Consider the following 20,729-nt stretch of genomic DNA (forward strand, 5'->3'; position numbering starts at 1 on the left):
TTTATAATGAAGCAACTTCAATTGTTAGCGTTTAAGGATGTAGTATCTGTATTAGAAAAAGAAAATGTCTTTTATACATATTGGCCTGAGGAATGGGTTAATTTACTCAGAAAGCCTGCTAAGAAATGGGAATTAAAAAGGAAGTTAGAAGGATTGACGGAGAGATTATTCGTTATTTTCTCTGACATTTTGTTTATCCAAAACGATGCTCAAGCATTAATGGGAAATAGACCTTGGATTGTAACGAAACGCCCGTTACATCAAGAACAATTTGAATACGTATGTAAGGCGTGGCTTAAAGTTCTTGATGAGAATCATGAAATATCTATGTTAGTAGACAATGAAATAAAATGGCATAGTGGTAGTGTTAAAGACGTATTTGAAGGAGATAATCATGCGCATTTCAAATGGGTTCCAGCTATAGTTGCGGATAAAATATGTGAGGAACCAATTCGTTTATCTGTGTCGCCAGAAATAGCGAGTGATGTTACATTCTATAGAATTCAATCAGGAAAAGTTTTTGAAGCGATATCAGAGCCTATTAGAAAAAATAATAGACAAGATTATTTTTCTTACGTATATCGATTTGAGGCCATCACACGTGGAGTTGAAAATAAGCTTTTATTAAAAGTATCATTTGGAATTAGACGTTACTATCAAAAAGGAACGAAATTAGTCAATTTAATTCGTAATAGGCAAAATGTCACGGTGTACGTCTCTATTCCGAATCCGTTCATTAAAGAGGAAAAAAGAACCTTTGCAAAGTTGAAAATAGAACAAGGGAAAACTGGCGTAATATGGGAGCAGAATTCGTTTAAGTTACTAGATGATTTAATCTTAGGAGATTTGCCAGAATTAAACGAGGTGATGAAGGATCCTAAGTCATATATTGAGGGAGCAGATAAGCAAATATTGTGTGTGTACAATGAAAGTACATTTTCAATTGTGGGAACAAAAGTACAACGAGGGATAGGGTTACCTGAAAAAGAGGAATTATTAAATGTATTTATAGATAGATTTCCGAATTTTGAAATTACATCACCTGGTAAAGAAGTAAAAACTTCATTTAACGATCACGTTTTACCGCTATATGCTCCTAGCGGGATAGGAGAGCTAAAATTAGAGGTATGTTCTCACCATATGGCGGAGAAAGTGAAAGAGGTTTTAGTAAAAAAAGACTTGGCAGTAAAAACAGAGGAAGATAATTGTTTTGTATTAAATACAGAGCCTGCAGTTTCCTTAAAAATAGTAGAGAAATCTCCGGAAGGAATTGTACAGGATTTAGACTATGGTCAGTATAAAGAAAAAGCAGTCGCTAGGCATATACAAAATCTAGTACGTAATATCGAAAGGTGTGAACAGAATACTTTATCACTAATAGAAATAGATGCATATGAAAATAAAAAAATTGATCCGAAACATGCAATACGTGAAGGGCTAGCACGTACGGGAAGAATTACTCAGTTTATTCATCCATTAGAGTATGATGCTGCAGGGGAAGAAAGAATATTTAAAGCAATACTAGACCTATTGGCTGATAAAGGATTTCGAAAGCGAAACTGGAATAAGTTTCATTATAAAGGAATTATTTTAAGCCTGTCATTAATGAGGATAAAAAGGGGCAGAGGGACGGAGTTTTTACCTGTTCTTACAAAAATTCAGGAGGGAAAGCTTGAATATAAATTGTATGGTGATAATGAGTGGAGATCGTTAGACGGTAGTATTTTAAATGTTTATAATCATAAACATTTCTTAAAATACCAGGAAAACGAAAAATTAAAACCATTCATTGTAAATGAGTTATTACATGTTTTAAATAGAACAGACGAGCAAGTTTGCTTTATTGCAGAAGCTAATTTAAGGTATGGCTGGATTCCGGAATTAGCGAATCCTAAAATGAAGTTGGAGGGAATAACGCAATTCGATGATATGCTTGCTACATTCCCGAACCTTCGTGTAATTCGAATCAATCAAACAAGTGATGTACCACAGTACTTTATCCATGAAAAAGACAGCTATATTAATAAAAAATCGGGCTTATATCGAGATGAAACAGGTATATATTATAGCGTTGGCTTACGTCCTTCCACAATGAAAGGTGTTGCCAATACCGCTAAAAAAATTGATGCACCTACAAAAATGATATTCCAACAACGTGCTGTTGAGATTATTGTTTCAGGAGCGGAAGAAAATGAAAGGGACGAACTAGCATGCATGGTAGATTACTTGCGACGTATGGTAGTTACATTTGAAAAGCATACGCAATTACCTTTGCCGATGCATATGGTAAGGTCTATTAAAAAATATATTGCACAGGACGATGTATATATACAACAAGATGATTGGGAAGATGATATAATTTTGGAAGAAGATGGACAGCTTGTCGTTGTATTTTAATATTGTATACATAATGCGAGGGTGTTTATCAATATGAATAATTCAAAGAAAGTTGGCATGAATTTTATGCCAACTTTTTTATAGAGAAGGAAGAGATTGATGAGTAAGATAAGTAAGGCCCTCCGTATGATTGAACTACTTCATGCAAGAGGGAAAATGAGAAGTAGTGAACTGGCAGAAGCATTAAAAATAGAAGCAAGAACGGTTCGTGATTATAAAAAAGATATTGAAGATGCAGATATTAATATTAAAAGTGAACGGGGAAGATATGGTGGGTACTATATTTCGAACACATCCTTATTTCCGATTAAAAACTTGTCTTCCAAGGAATTAAAAGCTTTAACATTTTCTGTTGAACAATTGGTTGCTAAGGGAAATCCCATTTATTCGGATGATGCGCAAGTAGCTCTCGATAAATTACAAGCACTTAGCAAAATTGAAGCAGATAAATCTCGTTATATTTATTTTGTTCAGCGATCTAGACCGAATTATGAGTCTTCGGAGGAAAGTAGGAAGTATTTAAAATTGCAAGAGGCCTTTAGTAGAGGGAATAAAGTGAGAATTAAATATGAAAATAGCAAAGGTGGAAAATCAGAACGTACAATTGAGCCATATGGAATGGTACATTATAACGAATTTTTTTATTGTGTAGCCTTTTGTAATAATAGGCAGAAGATTCTCAAGTTTAAGTTAGTACGAATGAAGGATATTCAAGTATTGTTTGATAGATATATCATCCCCGAAAATTTTGATTTGGAAGGGGAATGTCCAAGGTTAGGTATAGTAAATGAAACGTTTGAAGTAGAGTTAATTATTTATCCGCCATTTGCTAATTCTGTGCCGGAGTCGATTTGGGGAGAAGAGCAAGAGATAAAACACAATTCAGATGGTAGTATCAATTTCAAGGCGATGATGAGTGGAAAGAGTTCGATTAAGAAATGGATTCTTGGTATGGGTGGTTCTGTGAAAGTTATTAAGCCAGAAGGAATGAGGGATGAGATTGTTGATGAGGGGCGGAGGATGTTGGGGTTGTATGATATAGTATAAAAATTTGGAAAGTTGGAGAAAATAATGATAGAAGTTTGATTTTGTTTATTTTTTATCTATATATTGATGAAGCTAGTTAATTAATGTATAGATAAAATATTAATATATCAAATCACCTACTGTTGCAAGGAAGGTAGGTGATTTGGTTATGTTAGTTTAATCTTATTTTTTTAATGTTTTGAAACTAGTGCTTGTTTTATTGATTTTATAAATGCATGAGCTAAATTGACAGGTACTGCATTTCCGATTTGAGTTGCAATATTACCTTTGGAGCCTTCATTTATTTTACTGTCCAATGAACCTACAAATTTGTATCCTATTGGAAAGGTTTGAATTAAAGCTGCTTCTCGTAAACTAATTGCCCTATCTTGGATAGGATGTCCGAACCTTCCTTTTGAATAATTTATGCACCCAGTAGTTATGGTTGGAGCATAATCATTAAAGTTCATACGTCCATATACGTCGCTATAGCTAACTTTTTTCTTTTTATGACATTCTAGTACTAAATCGTCTGGCCAGGCATCTCTACTACCTCCATTTTTAGGGGTTGCTTTTATTCGTTTTAGATTAGTTTCGAATAGTTTCATGGTAACATGTAGAGAATCTACTATATCTTTTTCTCCAGCTTTCAACGGGCGTAATTTGAATTTTGTTAGATATTTTCCTAATACGGGTGCCAAATTTTCAGTAGGCCATATATTTACGGGCTTTACTACGTATGGAGCACTTCCAGTAGGGAAGCGAACGAATGCTTCTTGAATTGGCAAGTCGTCAATCCTCTTACCAAGAAGAATTAATCTTTTTCTCTTTTGAGGTACACCGTAATTTGAAGCATCAACTATTTTAAAATTTATATGATATGCAGGTTTATCAGGGTTTCTTTTGAAACCATCTTTTTTTATGTTTGATAAGGTGCGTATGAATTTATGGAATACTTTATAGTTAACTATAGTAGGGACATTTTCGAATAGAATATACTTCGGTTCAAAAATATTCACAACTTTTAAAGTTTCTAAAACTAAATTATTTCTCGCGTCATCATTCACTGTGGCGCACTTTCTAGAGTGACTGGAAAATCCTTGACAGGGAGGAGTAGCCACTAGTAAATCTAATTCTTTAGGAGATAAATTCACAATTTCTTTCCACTCGTTTTCTGAAATTGACTTTATATCTCTTTGAATCAAGTGCTTATCACCGTGATTTAGCATATAAGATTTAGCAATGATTGGGTCAAATTCTACAGCTCCTACAATGTTAAATTCTTGTTTTAGTGCTTCTGAAACACCTCCAGCACCGCAAAAAAGATCTAAAGCAGTATGTGTATTCAAGTCTACTTCCTCCTACAATTGCTAATATAGATTGTTTAATTTTAACAAATGATGTATATTAAATACAGTTTGTTTTCGTTTGATAATGTGAAATTGAACAAATATTTATATAATTTATTATTTGATGGAAAAGGATAGATAAGTTATGAAAAAAAAATATCAAGCACCTAATTATGAACACTTAATTAAAACTTTACAACAACTTTTTGATAAAAAGCAATTCGGAAAATTCATACAAAAAGTCACCTTTCCTTATTATAAGAATTACCTTCCGAATACCACGATATCGTTCCAATTTCCTTTTACTGTATTTGTTGGAAGGAATGGATGTGGTAAGAGTTCTGCTCTACATGCATTGTATGGAATGCCAAAAGGATTTTCCACTGAAGAGTTTTGGTTTTCGACAGATTTAGACCCAATTAAAGAATCATCAGATGGAAATCGACATTGTTATTATTATGAATATTATGAAGATAAAGAAGTGAAACAAGTGTTAAAAAGTCGCATGAAGCGTAGTGCATCGGAAGATGGAACGAAAAAAGCGAATCCAGACTATTGGGAAACTAGTAAACCTTTAAAAAAATATGGTATGAATATGGGGAAAAGACATAGTCCTATTGAAAAGAATGTTATATACATCGACTTTCGTTCTGAATTAAGCGCTTTTGACCAATTTTTTTACTTTGGAGAATTGAGTAATAAATTAGCCTCTACTAAAAAGCAGGATTATGTAAGGTGTAAGTCTAAGATTTTGAAAAATGTTATTGATAAAAAATCAACAACAAAAATTAGAGGGCAACTACAAAATCGAAAAGTTATTGATTTAACGCAAGAAGAGTTAAGTGTTATTTCATATATTTTGGATAAAGAATATCGATCTGGACAAATAATTGAGCACAAGTATTTTCAAAATTGGAGTACTTCTGTACTATTAGAAAACAATACGCTAAAGTATTCAGAAGCACATGCTGGTAGTGGAGAAATTGCTATAGTAAAATTAGTTCATAAACTCTTACATGCTAAAAAAGAGAGTTTAATATTGCTAGATGAACCAGAGGTTTCGTTACATCCAGGTGCACAAAAGCGGCTTAAACTGTTTCTATTAGACATGATTATGAAAAATAAGCATCAAGTTATAATCTCTACGCATTCTTCTAATTTTGTAGAAGATTTACCAGAAAAGTCGATAAAATTATTTAATCAATTGTCAAACAATCAAGTTCAAGTATTAGATACTTGCTTTCCGAGTCAAGCTTTTAATGTTTTAGGTCAAACTTCTCCATATGCATACAATATTATTGTTGAAGATGATTTAGCAAAGAGAATCATAGAAGTTGTATTAAAGCAAATGGGGGCTGAAATAGCTACAAACTTTAAGGTGTGTTATTACCCTGGCGGAGCGTCAACAATAAAAAACTTCCAGATAAAATCATTTTCACTTGAGGAAGCTCCTAGAAGTTTTGTTATCTTAGATGGAGATCAAAAACCAAATGGAGAAATTCCAAATCTAAATAAAGTACCTAGCGATAATATTAATACAGAGACCCTTCAGAAAGCTATTAAAGAGTTCACAAATATGGATATTGAATTTTATACAGATGGCGGTAAACAGAAGGGTGGGCGAAATGATCAAAAGCTTGATGCCCAAAAAAAATATATTGATTATTATCGAAATTATGTGTCTTTCTTACCGTTAACGATTCCTGAGGAAATAATTTGGGATGAAGAATTTGTTCTGAGTTTTCCTACAGTGGATTCTGATACTAAGCGATTAATTAAAGAATCTAGAAGCTTTAAAGAAAAAATGTATACAGCTTCTAAAAAAATATTTATGCGTGAAGATGCGATTACCTCTTTAGAGGACATGCTAATTGCAAAATGGATTCAGTCAGACAGTCCAGAAAAAGAAGCTATTTCCTTTATTGTTAAAAATATTTTAGAGAAGATAAATAAAAAAGTTTTAGATAAAACGGGTTAATGAGCATAGTATAAATATGAGATGTTCGAAAAGGGAATATAGAGGAGATTTGTCATGAGAGAAACTTTCAGATAGAAAGTTTCTCTCATGACAAGTGAAATCTTATTCAATGATGATATTGGCAATATAAGAATTATTCAACCAATAGCACTGCTTTGTAATCTGCTGTCCATCAGGTAAAGTGACCTTGTCAGCCCCATTACGAGCTTTTGGTCGAATATGTGCAACGCCGTTGAAATTCATTTTTGGTAGGTTATTTACTTCAACGGTTTTATCACCACGTGTTTTATATTCAAGTGTAATACCTTCATTTACCACTGTGTTTACTTCTTCCCAAAGTTCACGTATTTCTTTTTCTATTGTAGGGACAGGCATGTTCCAAAGTTTAATGCCTTTAAAGTAGAGCTCGCGGTTTGGGTTTTCTTTTTTTGTTTGTTTAAATTCAAAAATTACAAATAAGAATTTGGTTTGGTAGAAGCGTTCTCGAATTTCGCTCTCTTCCCATGATTCATTTGTCCATTGATGAAAATCAATCGTTTCAAATGACATGCTTTGTTCAGGTTTTCCGTTTGGTTCTAGGCGAACTGTTTTAAATTCTATATTTGCTTTAGCGAATTCTTCAATATTAGTAAGACGTGTGTTTTTAATACCTAGTAAAGAGCTTACCAGTGATGGAATGAAATTTTTTGCAGTAGGTTTAGAATCTATTTCTAGTGAATGAGCAATCTCTTTATCTGTCAAACCTATATAAGGTTCGAATTTTGAATGAAGAAATTCCTCTAATGATTTTCCTTTTAAGTCGTTTGCTGTTGTGAAGCTTATTAACTCTTCATTTTTGATATATCTACGAACTAATGTAGTCATATAAGATGGCTTTAATGAAAACGCTCGTTGCATTGCTTGTATTTCGGAAAATGGTTGTGGACGGATTGAATTTTTATTTGCTCCTTTTGTACAAGCTCCCAAATAATTTGTATCGCCTTCAGATAACTCATGTGCTTTTCCAGAACGAATCTTAGATACGATTGTTTCCCAATCTTGCTTTATTATTTCTAAGTCAGCTTCAGGATATGAAAATAGAACACTCTTTGCGATATGGAAGTCTTGACGATTTAAATCTGCTTTCCATTCGTAAAACATAAGTAATAATTTTTTGTTCTTTTCCCAGAAGCTAGACGCTTCAAAAGATGTATTAACTTCCTCCATGTAGTTAATGATATTTAAAACTAAGCGTTCTTTAGCAGATAAAGAACCATTTTTATTTTGCTTAAAAGGTGTTACTTTTAGTTTAACTCCAAGGTTTGTAAAGTTAATATCCGCATCTGAGGTGCTTTCATACCCAAAAAATCCTTCTTTGACTAACTGACCAAGTTCACCTTTAGAATTTGCTGTTGTAAGTTTATTGGTTGAATCAATTTCACTAAATTTTTGTCCTTCAGCTTTTTTTGCTTTTAACATTAGTTCATCTAGTGTAGCGTATGTAACCATATTAATCCCCTTTCGTATTCTATATTAATTAGTTTGCTGAGAAACCGTTAAATGAAAAGTTGTGATATAATAAAAAGCTGTTTTAATTTTATAGAGATAAAAATTATGTAAAGGAAAATCAGAGGATTTCTTACTAAATAAGATATGGAAATCCGAAATCTATATTATGGAATAGAAGTATTTACTCTCATAATGGAGGGATTGATCTTTTCCTTACTTTTTATTATAATGAAGCATAAAGAAATAAAACACCGAAGGGATGTTCGTGTATTTATGGTGAAAGTAGTAGAACTTTTTGCGGGAGTGGGGGGTTTTAGGTTAGGACTTGAAGCGAACGAGAATTTTGAGATTATTTGGGGGAATCAATGGGAGCCCTTAACTAAAGCGCAGCATGCATTTAATTGTTATGCTACTCAATTCGAAAATAAAGGAATACATGAAAATAAAGATATAGCAGAGGTTTGGCCAGAAATACCTGAGCATGATTTATTGGTAGGTGGCTTTCCATGTCAAGATTATTCAGTAGCACGCACAATATCAAATGAAAAAGGGATACAAGGGAAAAAAGGTGTTCTTTTTTGGGAGATAATGAACATAGTTAACTCTCGCAAGCCAAGATTTGTTTTGTTAGAGAATGTAGATAGATTATTGAAATCACCAGCAAAACAAAGAGGTCGTGATTTTTCTATTATGCTGGCGAGCTTTAGAGACGCAGGGTACGCAGTGGAATGGCGAGTTATTAACGCTGCGGATTATGGGAATTCACAAAGAAGACGAAGAGTATTTATTTTCGCGTACTTAAAAGAATCTCATTTTGCATCAGTTCAAAGTGAAATGAAGTCGTTAGAGATATTATGTGGAAATGGATTTTTCGCTCCGATTTTTAATGTGCATGAAGCGCCTGAAGAAAACAAAAAAAGAGGGCAATTTGAGTTGCCGGTCGATATTATTGAGGTTTCTGATACATTTAAAGCTGAATACTATAATTCTGGCGTGATGATAGATGGACAAGTATATACTGAAGAAGTAGTTCCAGTAACTGAAAATCCAAAGACTTTAGGTGAGATTGTTCAGAAAGCATATAATAAATTTGGTCCTGCAGATGAATCATATTACTTGAAAATGGATAAGGTTAACAAAAAGGGAAGAACGGAATTTGAGGAACTTAAGTACCTTAAAGGGCCTAAAAAAGAAGAAAGAATATCAAAGGCGACAGGTCATAAATATTTCTACTCTGAGGGAGGGATGGCTTTCCCTGATGCTTTAAATAAGCCTGGACGTACAATGTTAACAAGTGAAGGGACTTGTAATAGAAGTTCTCATGTAATTGAAGATCCTTACACAAAAAAACTAAGATACTTAACACCAGTTGAATGTGAGTTGTTAAATGGATTTCCGATGGATTGGACGAATACAGGTATGCCACAAAGAAACAGGTACTTTTGTATGGGAAATGCTTTAGTGGTTGATTTGGTGGAGCGAATGGGTCAAAGGATTTTAGAGATTAACAAAGAAGAAGAGAAGATGGATAGTGTTGTACAGTTAAGTTTATTTTAGAAAGTAAATGTAGCATGTTTTTGTGAAAAATTTAAAAGTATATAGTGTTGGATAACCTGGGTTCTATAGTTAAAGGCTCAGGTTATTTTTTATGTAATCTTTTAAAAGTAAGAATGGAGTAGTGGGAACTGTTTAATTTTATTATGAATGGAAAATACACTAATTTCCTTTTTTCTTAATACCAACAATTCTTCTATAGATATTGTATAATATGGAATATATTCGAAACGTATTTTTAGATTAAGAGGTGTTACATCATTGGAGAAATATACATTTGATTTTCTACAAGAGGTATTCCCCGAGTTAGCGGAGATGGGGAGAGATATTGAAAATGTTTTTTATCAAGATCCCCAATCGGTTTTAATTAAGGGAAGAATATTTGCAGAGCTATTATCAAAACGCATTGCGGAAGAACATGAACTGTACGACGTACAATACTTAAAGCAAGTAGAGCGTATTCAAAAATTAGAAAGAGAAGATATCTTATCAAAGGAAATTTCCCGTTCATTTGATACTGTTCGCTATTTAGGAAATAAAGCGGCACATGAACATATTGAAAGTGGGGTAGAGAGTGCTTTTAAAATGCATAAAAATCTATTCCAAATTGCAGTGTGGTTTATGGAGGTATACGGGAGTTATGAGTTTGTTGTCCCGAAATACAAACATCCACAGCCGAAGAGTAGTGTACATATTGTGGAGAAATTAGAAGAAAAGATATCTGCTAGTTTAGAAGAAAAGTTAAAAATGCTAATTGAGATTGCAAGTAAACAAAATACATCAAATCAAACTGAGGAATTAACAGAAATAAATAACGCTGAGATTGCGGTAGGGTTAGAAATTGAAGATAAACAGTCTGTAGATAATGAAGAAGAAGCAGATAACAATTTTGTGTATGATGATTTTATTTTAGGAGAAGGAGAGAGTTATTTACTAGCAGAACTCTCGAAGCTGAAAGAATCATCTCAAGAGGCTATCGAAAATCCTAATGAATTTAGTTCGTTTAAGGATTATTTACATGTAGAAAGAACGATACAGAACGATATGATGTCTGCTCTAACAGCAGCAGCTGGGCAAAATACGAGTCAATTAATTTTCTTGTGTGGTAGCGTTGGAGATGGGAAATCACATTTATTATCGTATGTGAAAAATAAATATCCTGAATTGATGGAAGAGTTTTCGGTGCATAATGATGCTACGGAAAGTTTTGATCCACAAAAGAGTTCCCTTGATACATTAGCGGAAGTATTAAAGCCATATAGTGATAGTGAGATTGATGGTTCTAGATTCAAGCTAATTTTAGCTATTAACCTAGGAGTTCTGCATAACTTTATTGAATCAGATTATGCAAAAGAGCACTATCAAATTTTAACAAAATTCATTGAGGAATCAGGAATATTTGAGGCAAATGAAATTGCTACTAATCAACAAATCGGTAATTTCCACTTGATTAGCTTTAGTGATTATCAACCTTTTGAATTAACCAGTGAAGGGCCAAAATCAGATTATTTTTCATCTATTTTAAAGCGAATTGTGGTTGAGTCAGAAAAAAATCCATTCTATCAAGCTTATTTGAAGGATAAGCAACGTGGTATAAATGGATTCTTTATGGTGAATTATGAGTTATTGCAACAACAACAAATACGAGATGGTGTTTTAAGTATATTAATTGAAGCAATAGTTAAGCATAAGATGATTATTTCGACACGTTCCATGCTTAATTTTATTTATGATATTTTAGTGCCTTCTCATGGCAATGAAGATTTTCTTGGGGCAGGTATGATGGAAAAAACGGAAGCCTTATTACCGAATTTATTATTTGATGGTCAAGAAAAATCAAATTTACTAGCAGTTATTTCTAAAATGGATCCTATTCATCTACGATCAAATAGTGTAGACCAAATGCTAATTGAGCTAAACAATTCAGTAAATATGAAGAATACTTTCCAAAAGCATTTGAATTTACATGGACTTGATGGATGGATAGAAGGGCTAGAAGAGATGGGCTCTTTCTTTGAGCTAAGTGATTCATCTAGACAGGTATTCAATAAAACATTAATACGTATGTCATTATTTTTATCTCCGGTTTTAAATGAAATATTTGGGGATGAAAATTATAAAAAATATATGGAATATTTATATGCTTTTAATAAAGGAAATCGATCTGATTTAAAAGATATGTATAACTTAGCCAGAAAATCAATTTTTTTATGGAACGGAAGTCCGAAGTCAGATTATGTATTTATGGATTACTCAAATGATACTACTCAGGTTGCACAGTCTCTTAAAATTAAGCCGTTTGTAGGACATTTGAAAGGGGTAGAACCGGAGGTTTTAAATCGATTTAAATTAAATATATTACTTGCTTTTTCCAATGAAGATAAAGTAGCTCCTGTATATTTAGAAATTGATTATCCATTATATGAAATGATGGTCAAACTTTCAAAAGGTTATCGCCCGAATAAAAAGGATAAAGAAGATTGTATTCAGTTCGTTGAATTTGTGGATAAGATAATGAAATTAGGAAATAGAGAAAAAGAATTATTGTTTGTTCAATCTAATGAAAATGGAATGTTTAGACTAACATACGACGAAGATTTTGAAGAATTTACGTTTAGAAGGGATTAGAAAATGATTGTAAGAGAGAATTTAGAGGATTTGAAAAACTCGCTGAGTATTAAACCAGAAAAGTTAGGATTAAAACATACAATAAATAAAAAATCTCCTCTGTTACCTTTCTCTACCCGAGGAACAGAGCGGGCAAAATTCGCAAAAGGGTTTCAGGGAGTATTAGGAGAGTTTACGCGTCTAGTCAGCGGAAATAAGTTGAAAATGGAAGTTAATCTAGAAGAACTTATTGGAGAGATTAGTAAATCTGTTGATGTATCAAAGCAAGATAAGTCGCAATTTGAACAAATACTACGTACCTTTCTGCAGGATAGTGACAATACAATTAAAATTTTTCATTTGCATTTGTTTCAATATTTACCATTAAGTGATAAGGCTGATAAAAAAGGAGAACAAGATATTGCTAGATTCCTTTTAGACGTCTTATTAGGTGAAAAAGAAACAGTAGAAGAGATTTTTGGAAAAAGCGATTCAACAGATTTAATGTCACGTCTTGTATTAAAACAATTAAATCATTTGGAGAGCGACGAAAAAGAACGCCGTCCGTATATTAATCAAATTCCATTTATCTCAAAGCTATTCAAAGAAGATTTTCAATTTTTAGCGGAACATAAAGATTATTTTAGAACTCATTATCATTTGTTTCTTAGCTATTATTACTTTTTATATATTACTCAATTGACTTTAAAGCTTTCACAAGTTGGGAAAGCGAACTTTAGTGAGAACAACGAAGTTTATTTTACACTTGACTGGGAGTCTACGAGTAAGAATAGAAAAGGTTATACTCATGGTTATCAAATGATTAAAGATACAGGTAGACATTTACTACTACATATTAATTGCTTAGAACATTTAAATTTCCTAATGGGAGTAGAAAAAGCAGGTGGCTATCCTGAATTAAAGGAAACATATCAGCAATTATCCGATGAGGATAAAAAAGTATTTTTAGAGATGCTTTGTGATTGGGTTATGGAATATAGAAGACATTTAGGTCTTGGGGCTTATGAAGGAAATTTAGAATTAGAATATGATACGCTTGTACAATCCTTATTCCGTAGTATAGAAGAAGCCTATGAAAAAGATACGATGCAAGGCCCCCGACACAGATACTCTTTATCAATAGAAGAGGTTGGGAAAAAATATTTCTTAAAAACTCGAGGTTCACTTGGTTATATGCTTAATATTAGTCAAGATATGTTATTGCTGCTAACAGCATTGAGTTTAAAAAAGGAAAGAAAACCTTTGAAGCAAGTATTTATAGATTTAGAGGCTAGAGGTTTATTCTTCGATCGTTACTCAAAAGAAGAAATTGTACAGTTATTTGATAAGCTGAATTTAATAGACAAAAAAAGTGATAGCGGTGATGCACAGTATGTTAAACCAATTTTATAATTATCTTTCAGATAAACTAATAAATTATTTACAAGCAGAAAATCTTAGGGGTGGAGAGCGGTTTTACCTTCAATTTGATAATCATGAACAAGTACAAGCATTTTATGACACATTAAAAGAACAAGATTTATCGCAGGCGTTTTATTATCAGCATAAGCAAGGAACTCCATACGAAACGATTGCTATTAAGGTTTCAGAGGAAATGAAAGTAGTTGTTGCGACTACATCGGCAAACGTTACTCCGGACTTTTTAGTAACACTTCGTAATGAAGTCGGTGAACAAAAGGATATTTGGGAGAAAACAGCTTTACTTAGTATATGTCATGAGACACTGGACAGTATTAAGGGTGGTAGCAGTGATTTGCAAAAAGAAGGTATGCCATTTAATGTGAAATCAATTTTGAAAACATTAAAAGAAGAAATTGAAACTTCTTCTTTAAATAAAGAAGAGAAGGAAGTACTTTCATTTTATTTACGTAAAAAATTAGATGATACAATTGTGCGACCATCTCTTTGGGATTATGAAGAAATTCTTGGATTTTTATCAAAACAAGAGATTGCGAGAGAAGACTATTCTAATCTAGGCATTTTCTATGATGAAAATTTAAATCAATTTACTTCAGCTCAAATGAAAAAAAGGCTAGAAGAAAATGCTTCATTCTTTGAGAAAGTTCAACATATGCATGAGTATGAACATTTAGAGAGTCAATTAGAAAAATTATTTGATGAGAAAGGTGTTTCTCGCCTGAAGAAAGAAGATTGGCAGCAAGCGGATTATGTTCTTGTTAAAGATTCTTACGACAAAATGACTGAGATAGATCGTCCATTAGAATATATCGAATCACCAAAGAAATATTCAAAAGAAGGTCTGTTATATTGGGAAAAAGCACAAACTGAGACAAAGGCTGGGAGACGTAAACGCCATATTATCGTTTTTAATCCTACACAGATAGAAGATATCAATCTGAACTTTGAATTTGAAGAAAAGTTGAAGAAGGAATACATTCATAAAAATTCACAGGGGTTCTGTGGGATATCTGGGAAAAAACTAACTGTTAGTTTAGCGCATAAGCAAAATGTGACTTCATTCCATAAAGTTGTATATACGCATAAGATGCAATCTAAGTCGAAATATGAGTTTCATATTGCTGTTATAGAATGTGAAGCCGCGTTTTTACAATCGCTTCAAACGATTTATGAAGTGAATGTAAATAAGAAAAACGTAGTTATGAATAAAGCTGAAGAACGTATTATTTTTGGAGATATTTCTAATGAGCCAGAAGAAGTATTTATTGAGGAAGATGCACAGATTATAAATTGGCAAGGTGGAAGTTTTGAAGTCTCTGAATCTTCCCCTGCATGGAATGATGATAGCTTATCATTTTCTGTTCAAATTGAAACATCTTTAATTCCTATTCTTATTAGAGAGCAAGTTGCAAAGACTGTTCCAGTATCAGGAGAAAGGGTATGGAAATTAAAAAGAGAACATCAAGAAAGCTTTGAATATAACCTTGATACAAATAAATTAAAACAAGGTGCAAGGGAATTTTCAGCACGAGAAGGATTTCGAAATTATTTACAAGACGAGAGAGTATGGATTGAAAATGAAATCGCTTTTGCAGTTAGAGGGGTATCAGGCCTAAATAAGGTTGAATTATTAATGAACCCATCATTGAGAGATGCGTATCAACAATTATTAAATTACTATAAGTTTAATAATACGGTTCCTAGTCTTTGTTTTGTGGATAATCAATTAAGAGAGCTATCTATAAGATACTTGAAGGCTTTTAACGAAAGTGTTGCTCATATACAAGAAAATGTAATGTTAAAAGAAGAAGAAAAGAATCTGTTTAAATTGGGAGTTATTGAAGAGGAACAAAGGGTCATACTAACACCGTTGCATCCGCTTAATGTTGCCTATCAGTTAAGTGTTAATGATGAAATTAAAAACGAAGTAGTTGAGATGCATATTTTAAATCGTCTGCATCCTAACAATCTATTGCCATATATATATGGACAGAATGATGAATTGTATAGACCGGTTTCTCAAAATGAAGCGCCTGAATGGACTGTTTATGAACCACTTCATAAGGTTGCGATTGGAGAATCTAATGCATTTTTAGCTAATGTAGTTGAAGAAAAGCTTCAACAATTTGTGGAACATTTCCAATACTTATTTTTACAAGAATCTAAGTCTCCGATACGAATCAATGTGATTAATATAAATAATGATAAAGAAGTTGTAAGAGGTTTAGTACAGTTTATTAAGAAGCAGATAGATAAAAAAGGGCCGTCCAAAATTATACCAGTAGAGGTTGCTTTATATCATGAGAGTAATATACTAAGCGCCTTTGAAAAATTTTCTATATATGATGATGTTCAAAAATTTGAGGAGTTCTTTGAGTTATCGTTAGCATCAAAGAATCTCGATGCTGTAGACGTATTAAGGCTGATTCGAGAAAATGTTTTCTATTATAAACTTATTGGTACGAAAGAATATGGTTACGCTCATATTTCATTCTATAAAATGATTTCAAATGAGAAGCATGCGAAAAGTACAATGGAAGATATTGAAACAGGATTATCTTTAAATGGAATGTTATCATCTCTATCATCTATAAGTACAGAAGTAGATTATCGTACAGGATTTGGTTTGAAAAATGTATTGAATAATGAACATTTGTTAATTCAAACCGCTAGAGGAATGAATGAATTAGGAAGTAATTTAAATAACGATGGTACAAACCCTTATCGTAAGAACGAAACAATTGTTACGAGAACATCTACCTATGATGAACAAGTTTTAGAACATTTATATGAATCTTCTTATTGGGTAACATTTATTGAACCTAATGTAGGTTTAGATTTCTTCCAAGATTCATCACGTAATTTATTGGTTATTCATTATAGTGATCAATATTCTTCATCAAGCCAGTATGATGCAATTACAGTAACGGATAAAGCAAGACAATACCGAGCGGTTATTGAACAGTATTTAGCGGAAAAAGAAATTGTATCGACACCTGAAAAAATTAATACAGCTATTAGAGCTTTCAATAGTTTAAATGGTGAGTGGTTACTACGAATTATAGGAAGTAAGGGACAATTCTCAAGAGAAAAGTTAAGTATTATTTCAGCTGTGAAGTATATATTAAGTGCTTTAGATCATGAGAATATTTTATGGGTTCCTATCTCATTAGAAGAAATATTGCGTGTTGCTGGAGCGGTGAAATTAACGAAAAGTGAAGGTGTATTTTCTGCGAAAAATCTAGGCGGAAAAGGTGCACATAGTGACGATTTACTGTTAATTGGAGTAGAAATGCAAGATGATAAATTATCAGTGCATTATTATCCAGTGGAAGTGAAAATCGGCTTAAATCAAGACAGTGCTATTGCAAAAGCAAAAGAGCAAATTAATGCTACTAAGCAACTATTTGATACGCAACTTTCTAAAACAAGTGAAGATGGTTTACATGTATTTAAACATAAGTTTTTCCGAAACTTCTTTGTACAGTTATTGCTAGCAAATGCCGAGAAATTTATTGCAAACAACATTTGGCCAGAAAAATCTTATGAGAAAATTGAAGAACTAAAGAAAAGATTATTAAATGATGATTACGAAATGAGTGGACATTTGGATGATAAAATCGGAAAAGGAGCAATTTTATCATTCAAAAAGGAACAATCATGGAGATCCATCAAAATAGAAGAAGATATTTTATTAGTGGAATTAACCGAAGAGGATGGATATGAAGGAGTAATCGAAGAAATTGAAGCACTCAAAATGAAAATCCATTCGGGTGGAACTGATATTAATCCAGATAGATTATTAAATCAGAATCATGATTCTAATCAAGTGTTAAAAAAAACTAGCAATAAAGTCGTTCCAACTGTACCTCATTCTGAAGAAGAAAAGGAAGAAAAAGGAACAGGAGGAACAAAAGAATTAAAAGACATCCGCGTTTTGTTAGGAACAGTAGAGGGATCGACTCAAGAAATATATTGGGAATTCGGAAATTCAGAGCTAGCAAATAGACATATTTTAATTTCGGGTAAATCAGGACAAGGTAAGAGTTACTTCATTCAATGTTTACTACTTGAGCTGGCGCAAAATGGAATTTCTAGTATGATATTTGACTATACAGATGGATTCAAGAATTCTAAGTTAGAACCGGAATTCAAAGAGAAACTCCAAGATAATATTGAACAATTCCTAGTAGCAAAAGATAAATTCCCAGTAAATCCATTTAAGCGAAATCAAAAAGAATTGGATGAAGGAATTTATATCGATGAAGATAATACAGATGTTGCTGAAAGAATTAAAAGTGTATTTTCAGCTGTATATAAAGATTTAGGCATTCAGCAACAAAACGCTATATATGAGGCAGTAATGCGCGGTTTAGATAAATATGGCGAAGGTATGAATTTAAATTATTTATTAGCAGAATTAGAAGAGGATACTTCTGGGCCAGCTAAAACAGCAAGATCACAAATTAAGCCTTTTATTGATAAGAATCCATTTAATCATAATGCTGTATATGATTGGGGAGACATACTGAACCAAAAAGGTAAAGTGTTTATTGTACAATTAACGGGCTTTAATAGAGATGTACAGCTCATGATTACAGAGTTTATCTTATGGGATATTTGGAACTATCAATTACACCATGGAGACAAAAATAAACCATTTCCAGTTATATTAGATGAAGCGCAAAATCTTGATCATAGAGAAAAATCACCAAGTGCCAAAATTTTAACTGAAGGAAGAAAATTTGGTTGGTCAGGTTGGTATGCAACACAATCATTAAAAGGGCAATTTACAACAGATGAAATTTCACGATTACAGAATTCGAGCCAAAAAGTGTATTTCATGCCGCCAGAAAATGAAATTAGTGCTATTGCATCAAACCTTGCTCAAGATTCAGCTATGCGAAAAGAATGGGAAAAGCGACTCGCAACATTGAAGAAAGGCCAATGTATCACTTCGGGACCAATGTTACAGAAAGATGATACGTTGAAGTCGGGTAGTCCTGTGATTATTAATATTAGTGCGTTGCAGGATAGATTGAAGTAGTAATTTAATAGTGATATGTAAGTTTTAGAAAACCACCTTGAACGGTATATTTGTTTAGGGTGGTTTTTGTATTGTTAATCATGTTGAAAGCTAGAAATAATAGGAGGTCCTCTTTGCCAAGGCTTTTAAAATTTTTAAGTGATTTTCATAGAGAGAAAGGTGAGGGGAATTCGTGACTAGATAAATTCTTAGTATTTAAAGAGTCTGTATACGGTTGATCTTTTAATTTAGCGGAGATATAATAGGTGAATCATAAAAATAAAAGGGGGAAGAGGGGTGAATTTTATGATTCCTTTGACTGATATCTCAATCTTGTTTCTCTTCTATTGGTGTGTTGTGAATCAATATATCGTTGTTAAATGGAGCGCTATTTTTAAGAAATTTAATGAAAATGTAGTGTTTGGGATATTTATTTCAAATGTTTTTTGAAAGATAATCAGTTTTATTAATGAGGGAATATAGGCACAATGGAAGGTGCACGAAATTTCATTTAATATACTTTTGAGATAGTTCAAATAGTCGATAATAGGAAATATATTGCTATTTCTTTCGAATTATGTTTTTAAAGAAGATAAGTATTATTGAAAGAGTAAGTGATGATATGGTGAAGACGTTACGGTACGGACACTGCAACATTGTGAACATTTAGGGTTTATTTGGAATTAATCTGTCTCTAGGTCGGTTAATATAGTAAAATATTACTGTGTTTCCATGTATATGAACTTTTTCTTTTTTAGTTTCTAAGCATTGAGGTATAAAATTGAATTGAGGGGTTTTAAAATGACAAAGCATTTACATTTGTTTTTTAAATTCAAAGGAGAAGTTAACACTTCCGGTCGTATAATTAATACAATTAGAGAACATAAATTAGTTCTTGAAGAAAAAAATAGATTGATATGGGGTCAGTTCTCCAATGGAACTGGGAGAGTGTCGGATAGAAATAGAGAGAGAATCATTAATCAGGTGAATACTGGTATAGATTCTTTTGCCTTCTTTTTAATGAATAATGGAAGAGAAAGAGAATTGTTTGTTGGGAAAATAAACAGGTTATATGATAGAAAAGAAATTAAATCTGATAGTCCATTAAAGGAATTTATCCCAGACTATTATTCAGGAACAGTAGGTACTTCTGCTGAAAAAATAAGTGTATTTGTTGATATGAGTACATTAGTAAAGATTGATAGTAAGTTAGTTAATGAAATAGTAGTGGAAAGTACTGGAGAAAAGGTACTTAATGTTACTAATCCAAGAAGTATTTTTCTTACTAATATTAGTGAGAGTTTACGAGATTTAATAATTGAAATACTTAGAAACCCTGAGGCAAATTATCAATATCAGGTAGAGCAAGAGAATGTTGGTAGCGTGATAAGAAAGGATATCCCTAAAAATGTACCGTCTAAATCTAGGGGAGAGGGTAGTGGAGCTTATAAAAGAGATTTTAAAACAGCAAAAAACGCAATTGTTTTAGCGAATTATAAGTGTGAAATTGATTTGAATCATGAGTACTTTATTTCAAAAGTTACAAAGAGAAATTATGTAGAGGCGCATCATTTAATTCCAATAGGATTTCAAGATGATTTTCAAAAAAGTATAGATGTGGAAGCGAACATAATTTCATTATGTGCCCACTGCCATAAAAAATTACATCATGGTGAATATAAAGTGATAGAACCGTTAATAGAAAAGTTATATGATGCTAGAATTAATAGATTAAATAATTGTGGTATAACCATAAATAAGAATGAATTACTTAATTACTATAAATAAAAAAATGCATATCTAAATTAAATTTGAGTGATTATGAAGTTTTAAGTACATGTATTTTTTAAGGGCTCTAAAAAAT

10 protein-coding genes are annotated in these 20,729 nt (G+C 32.4%); 8 read left to right on the top strand and 2 right to left on the bottom strand.

Translation table 11 applies throughout. The annotated features are described in order from the left end of the window. Nucleotides 1-6: 6 nt before the first annotated feature. On the top strand, nt 7-2,397 hold the full coding sequence (locus IBT51_RS20045) for a pPIWI_RE module domain-containing protein (protein WP_200458650.1): 2,391 nt from the start codon (nt 7-9) through the stop codon (nt 2,395-2,397). Nucleotides 2,398-2,496: 99 nt separating this feature from the next. Further along, complete coding sequence (locus tag IBT51_RS20050; protein WP_200458649.1) at nt 2,497-3,444, top strand: helix-turn-helix transcriptional regulator; 948 nt, start codon at nt 2,497-2,499, stop codon at nt 3,442-3,444. A gap of 170 nt (nt 3,445-3,614) precedes the next feature. Here the strand turns inward: IBT51_RS20050 and IBT51_RS20055 are convergent, their stop codons facing one another. Continuing rightward, complete coding sequence (locus tag IBT51_RS20055; protein WP_078385091.1) at nt 3,615-4,772, bottom strand: DNA cytosine methyltransferase; 1,158 nt, start codon at nt 4,770-4,772, stop codon at nt 3,615-3,617. Between the two features lie 145 nt (nt 4,773-4,917). On the opposite strand from IBT51_RS20055, the gene IBT51_RS20060 reads away from it, so the two are divergent. Then, nucleotides 4,918-6,750, top strand: a complete 1,833-nt coding sequence (locus IBT51_RS20060) for an ATP-dependent nuclease (RefSeq protein WP_200458648.1) — start codon at nt 4,918-4,920, stop codon at nt 6,748-6,750. A 102-nt stretch (nt 6,751-6,852) separates the two neighbouring features. On the opposite strand, the gene IBT51_RS20065 is transcribed toward IBT51_RS20060, so the two are convergent. Beyond that, on the bottom strand, nt 6,853-8,238 hold the full coding sequence (locus tag IBT51_RS20065; RefSeq protein WP_200458647.1) for a Sau3AI family type II restriction endonuclease: 1,386 nt from the start codon (nt 8,236-8,238) through the stop codon (nt 6,853-6,855). Between the two features lie 273 nt (nt 8,239-8,511). On the opposite strand from IBT51_RS20065, the gene dcm reads away from it, so the two are divergent. From dcm to IBT51_RS20090, 5 genes are all read left to right on the top strand, one after another. Continuing rightward, complete coding sequence (gene dcm, locus IBT51_RS20070) at nt 8,512-9,795, top strand: DNA (cytosine-5-)-methyltransferase (RefSeq protein WP_098840455.1); 1,284 nt, start codon at nt 8,512-8,514, stop codon at nt 9,793-9,795. 258 nt (nt 9,796-10,053) lie between these two features. Next, a complete protein-coding gene (dptF, locus tag IBT51_RS20075) occupies nt 10,054-12,420 on the top strand; it encodes a DNA phosphorothioation-dependent restriction protein DptF (RefSeq protein WP_200458646.1) in 2,367 nt (788 codons plus the stop codon). Between the two features lie 3 nt (nt 12,421-12,423). Continuing rightward, the gene (gene dptG, locus IBT51_RS20080; RefSeq protein ID WP_000637020.1) at nt 12,424-13,812 is read left to right on the top strand and encodes a DNA phosphorothioation-dependent restriction protein DptG; all 1,389 of its coding nucleotides are present in this window, start codon (nt 12,424-12,426) and stop codon (nt 13,810-13,812) included. Further along, nucleotides 13,793-18,886: a DNA phosphorothioation-dependent restriction protein DptH gene (dptH, locus tag IBT51_RS20085; RefSeq protein ID WP_200458645.1), complete on the top strand. Its 5,094-nt coding sequence runs from the start codon at nt 13,793-13,795 to the stop codon at nt 18,884-18,886. The genes dptG and dptH overlap by 20 nt, the downstream gene beginning before the upstream one ends. Before the next feature lie 780 nt (nt 18,887-19,666). Further along, the gene (locus IBT51_RS20090; protein ID WP_200458644.1) at nt 19,667-20,653 is read left to right on the top strand and encodes an HNH endonuclease; all 987 of its coding nucleotides are present in this window, start codon (nt 19,667-19,669) and stop codon (nt 20,651-20,653) included. The last annotated feature ends 76 nt before the right edge of the window (nt 20,654-20,729 follow it).

Source organism: Bacillus sp. S71, from assembly GCF_016625265.1.
Taxonomy (GTDB): Bacteria; Bacillota; Bacilli; order Bacillales; family Bacillaceae_G; genus Bacillus_A; species Bacillus_A cereus.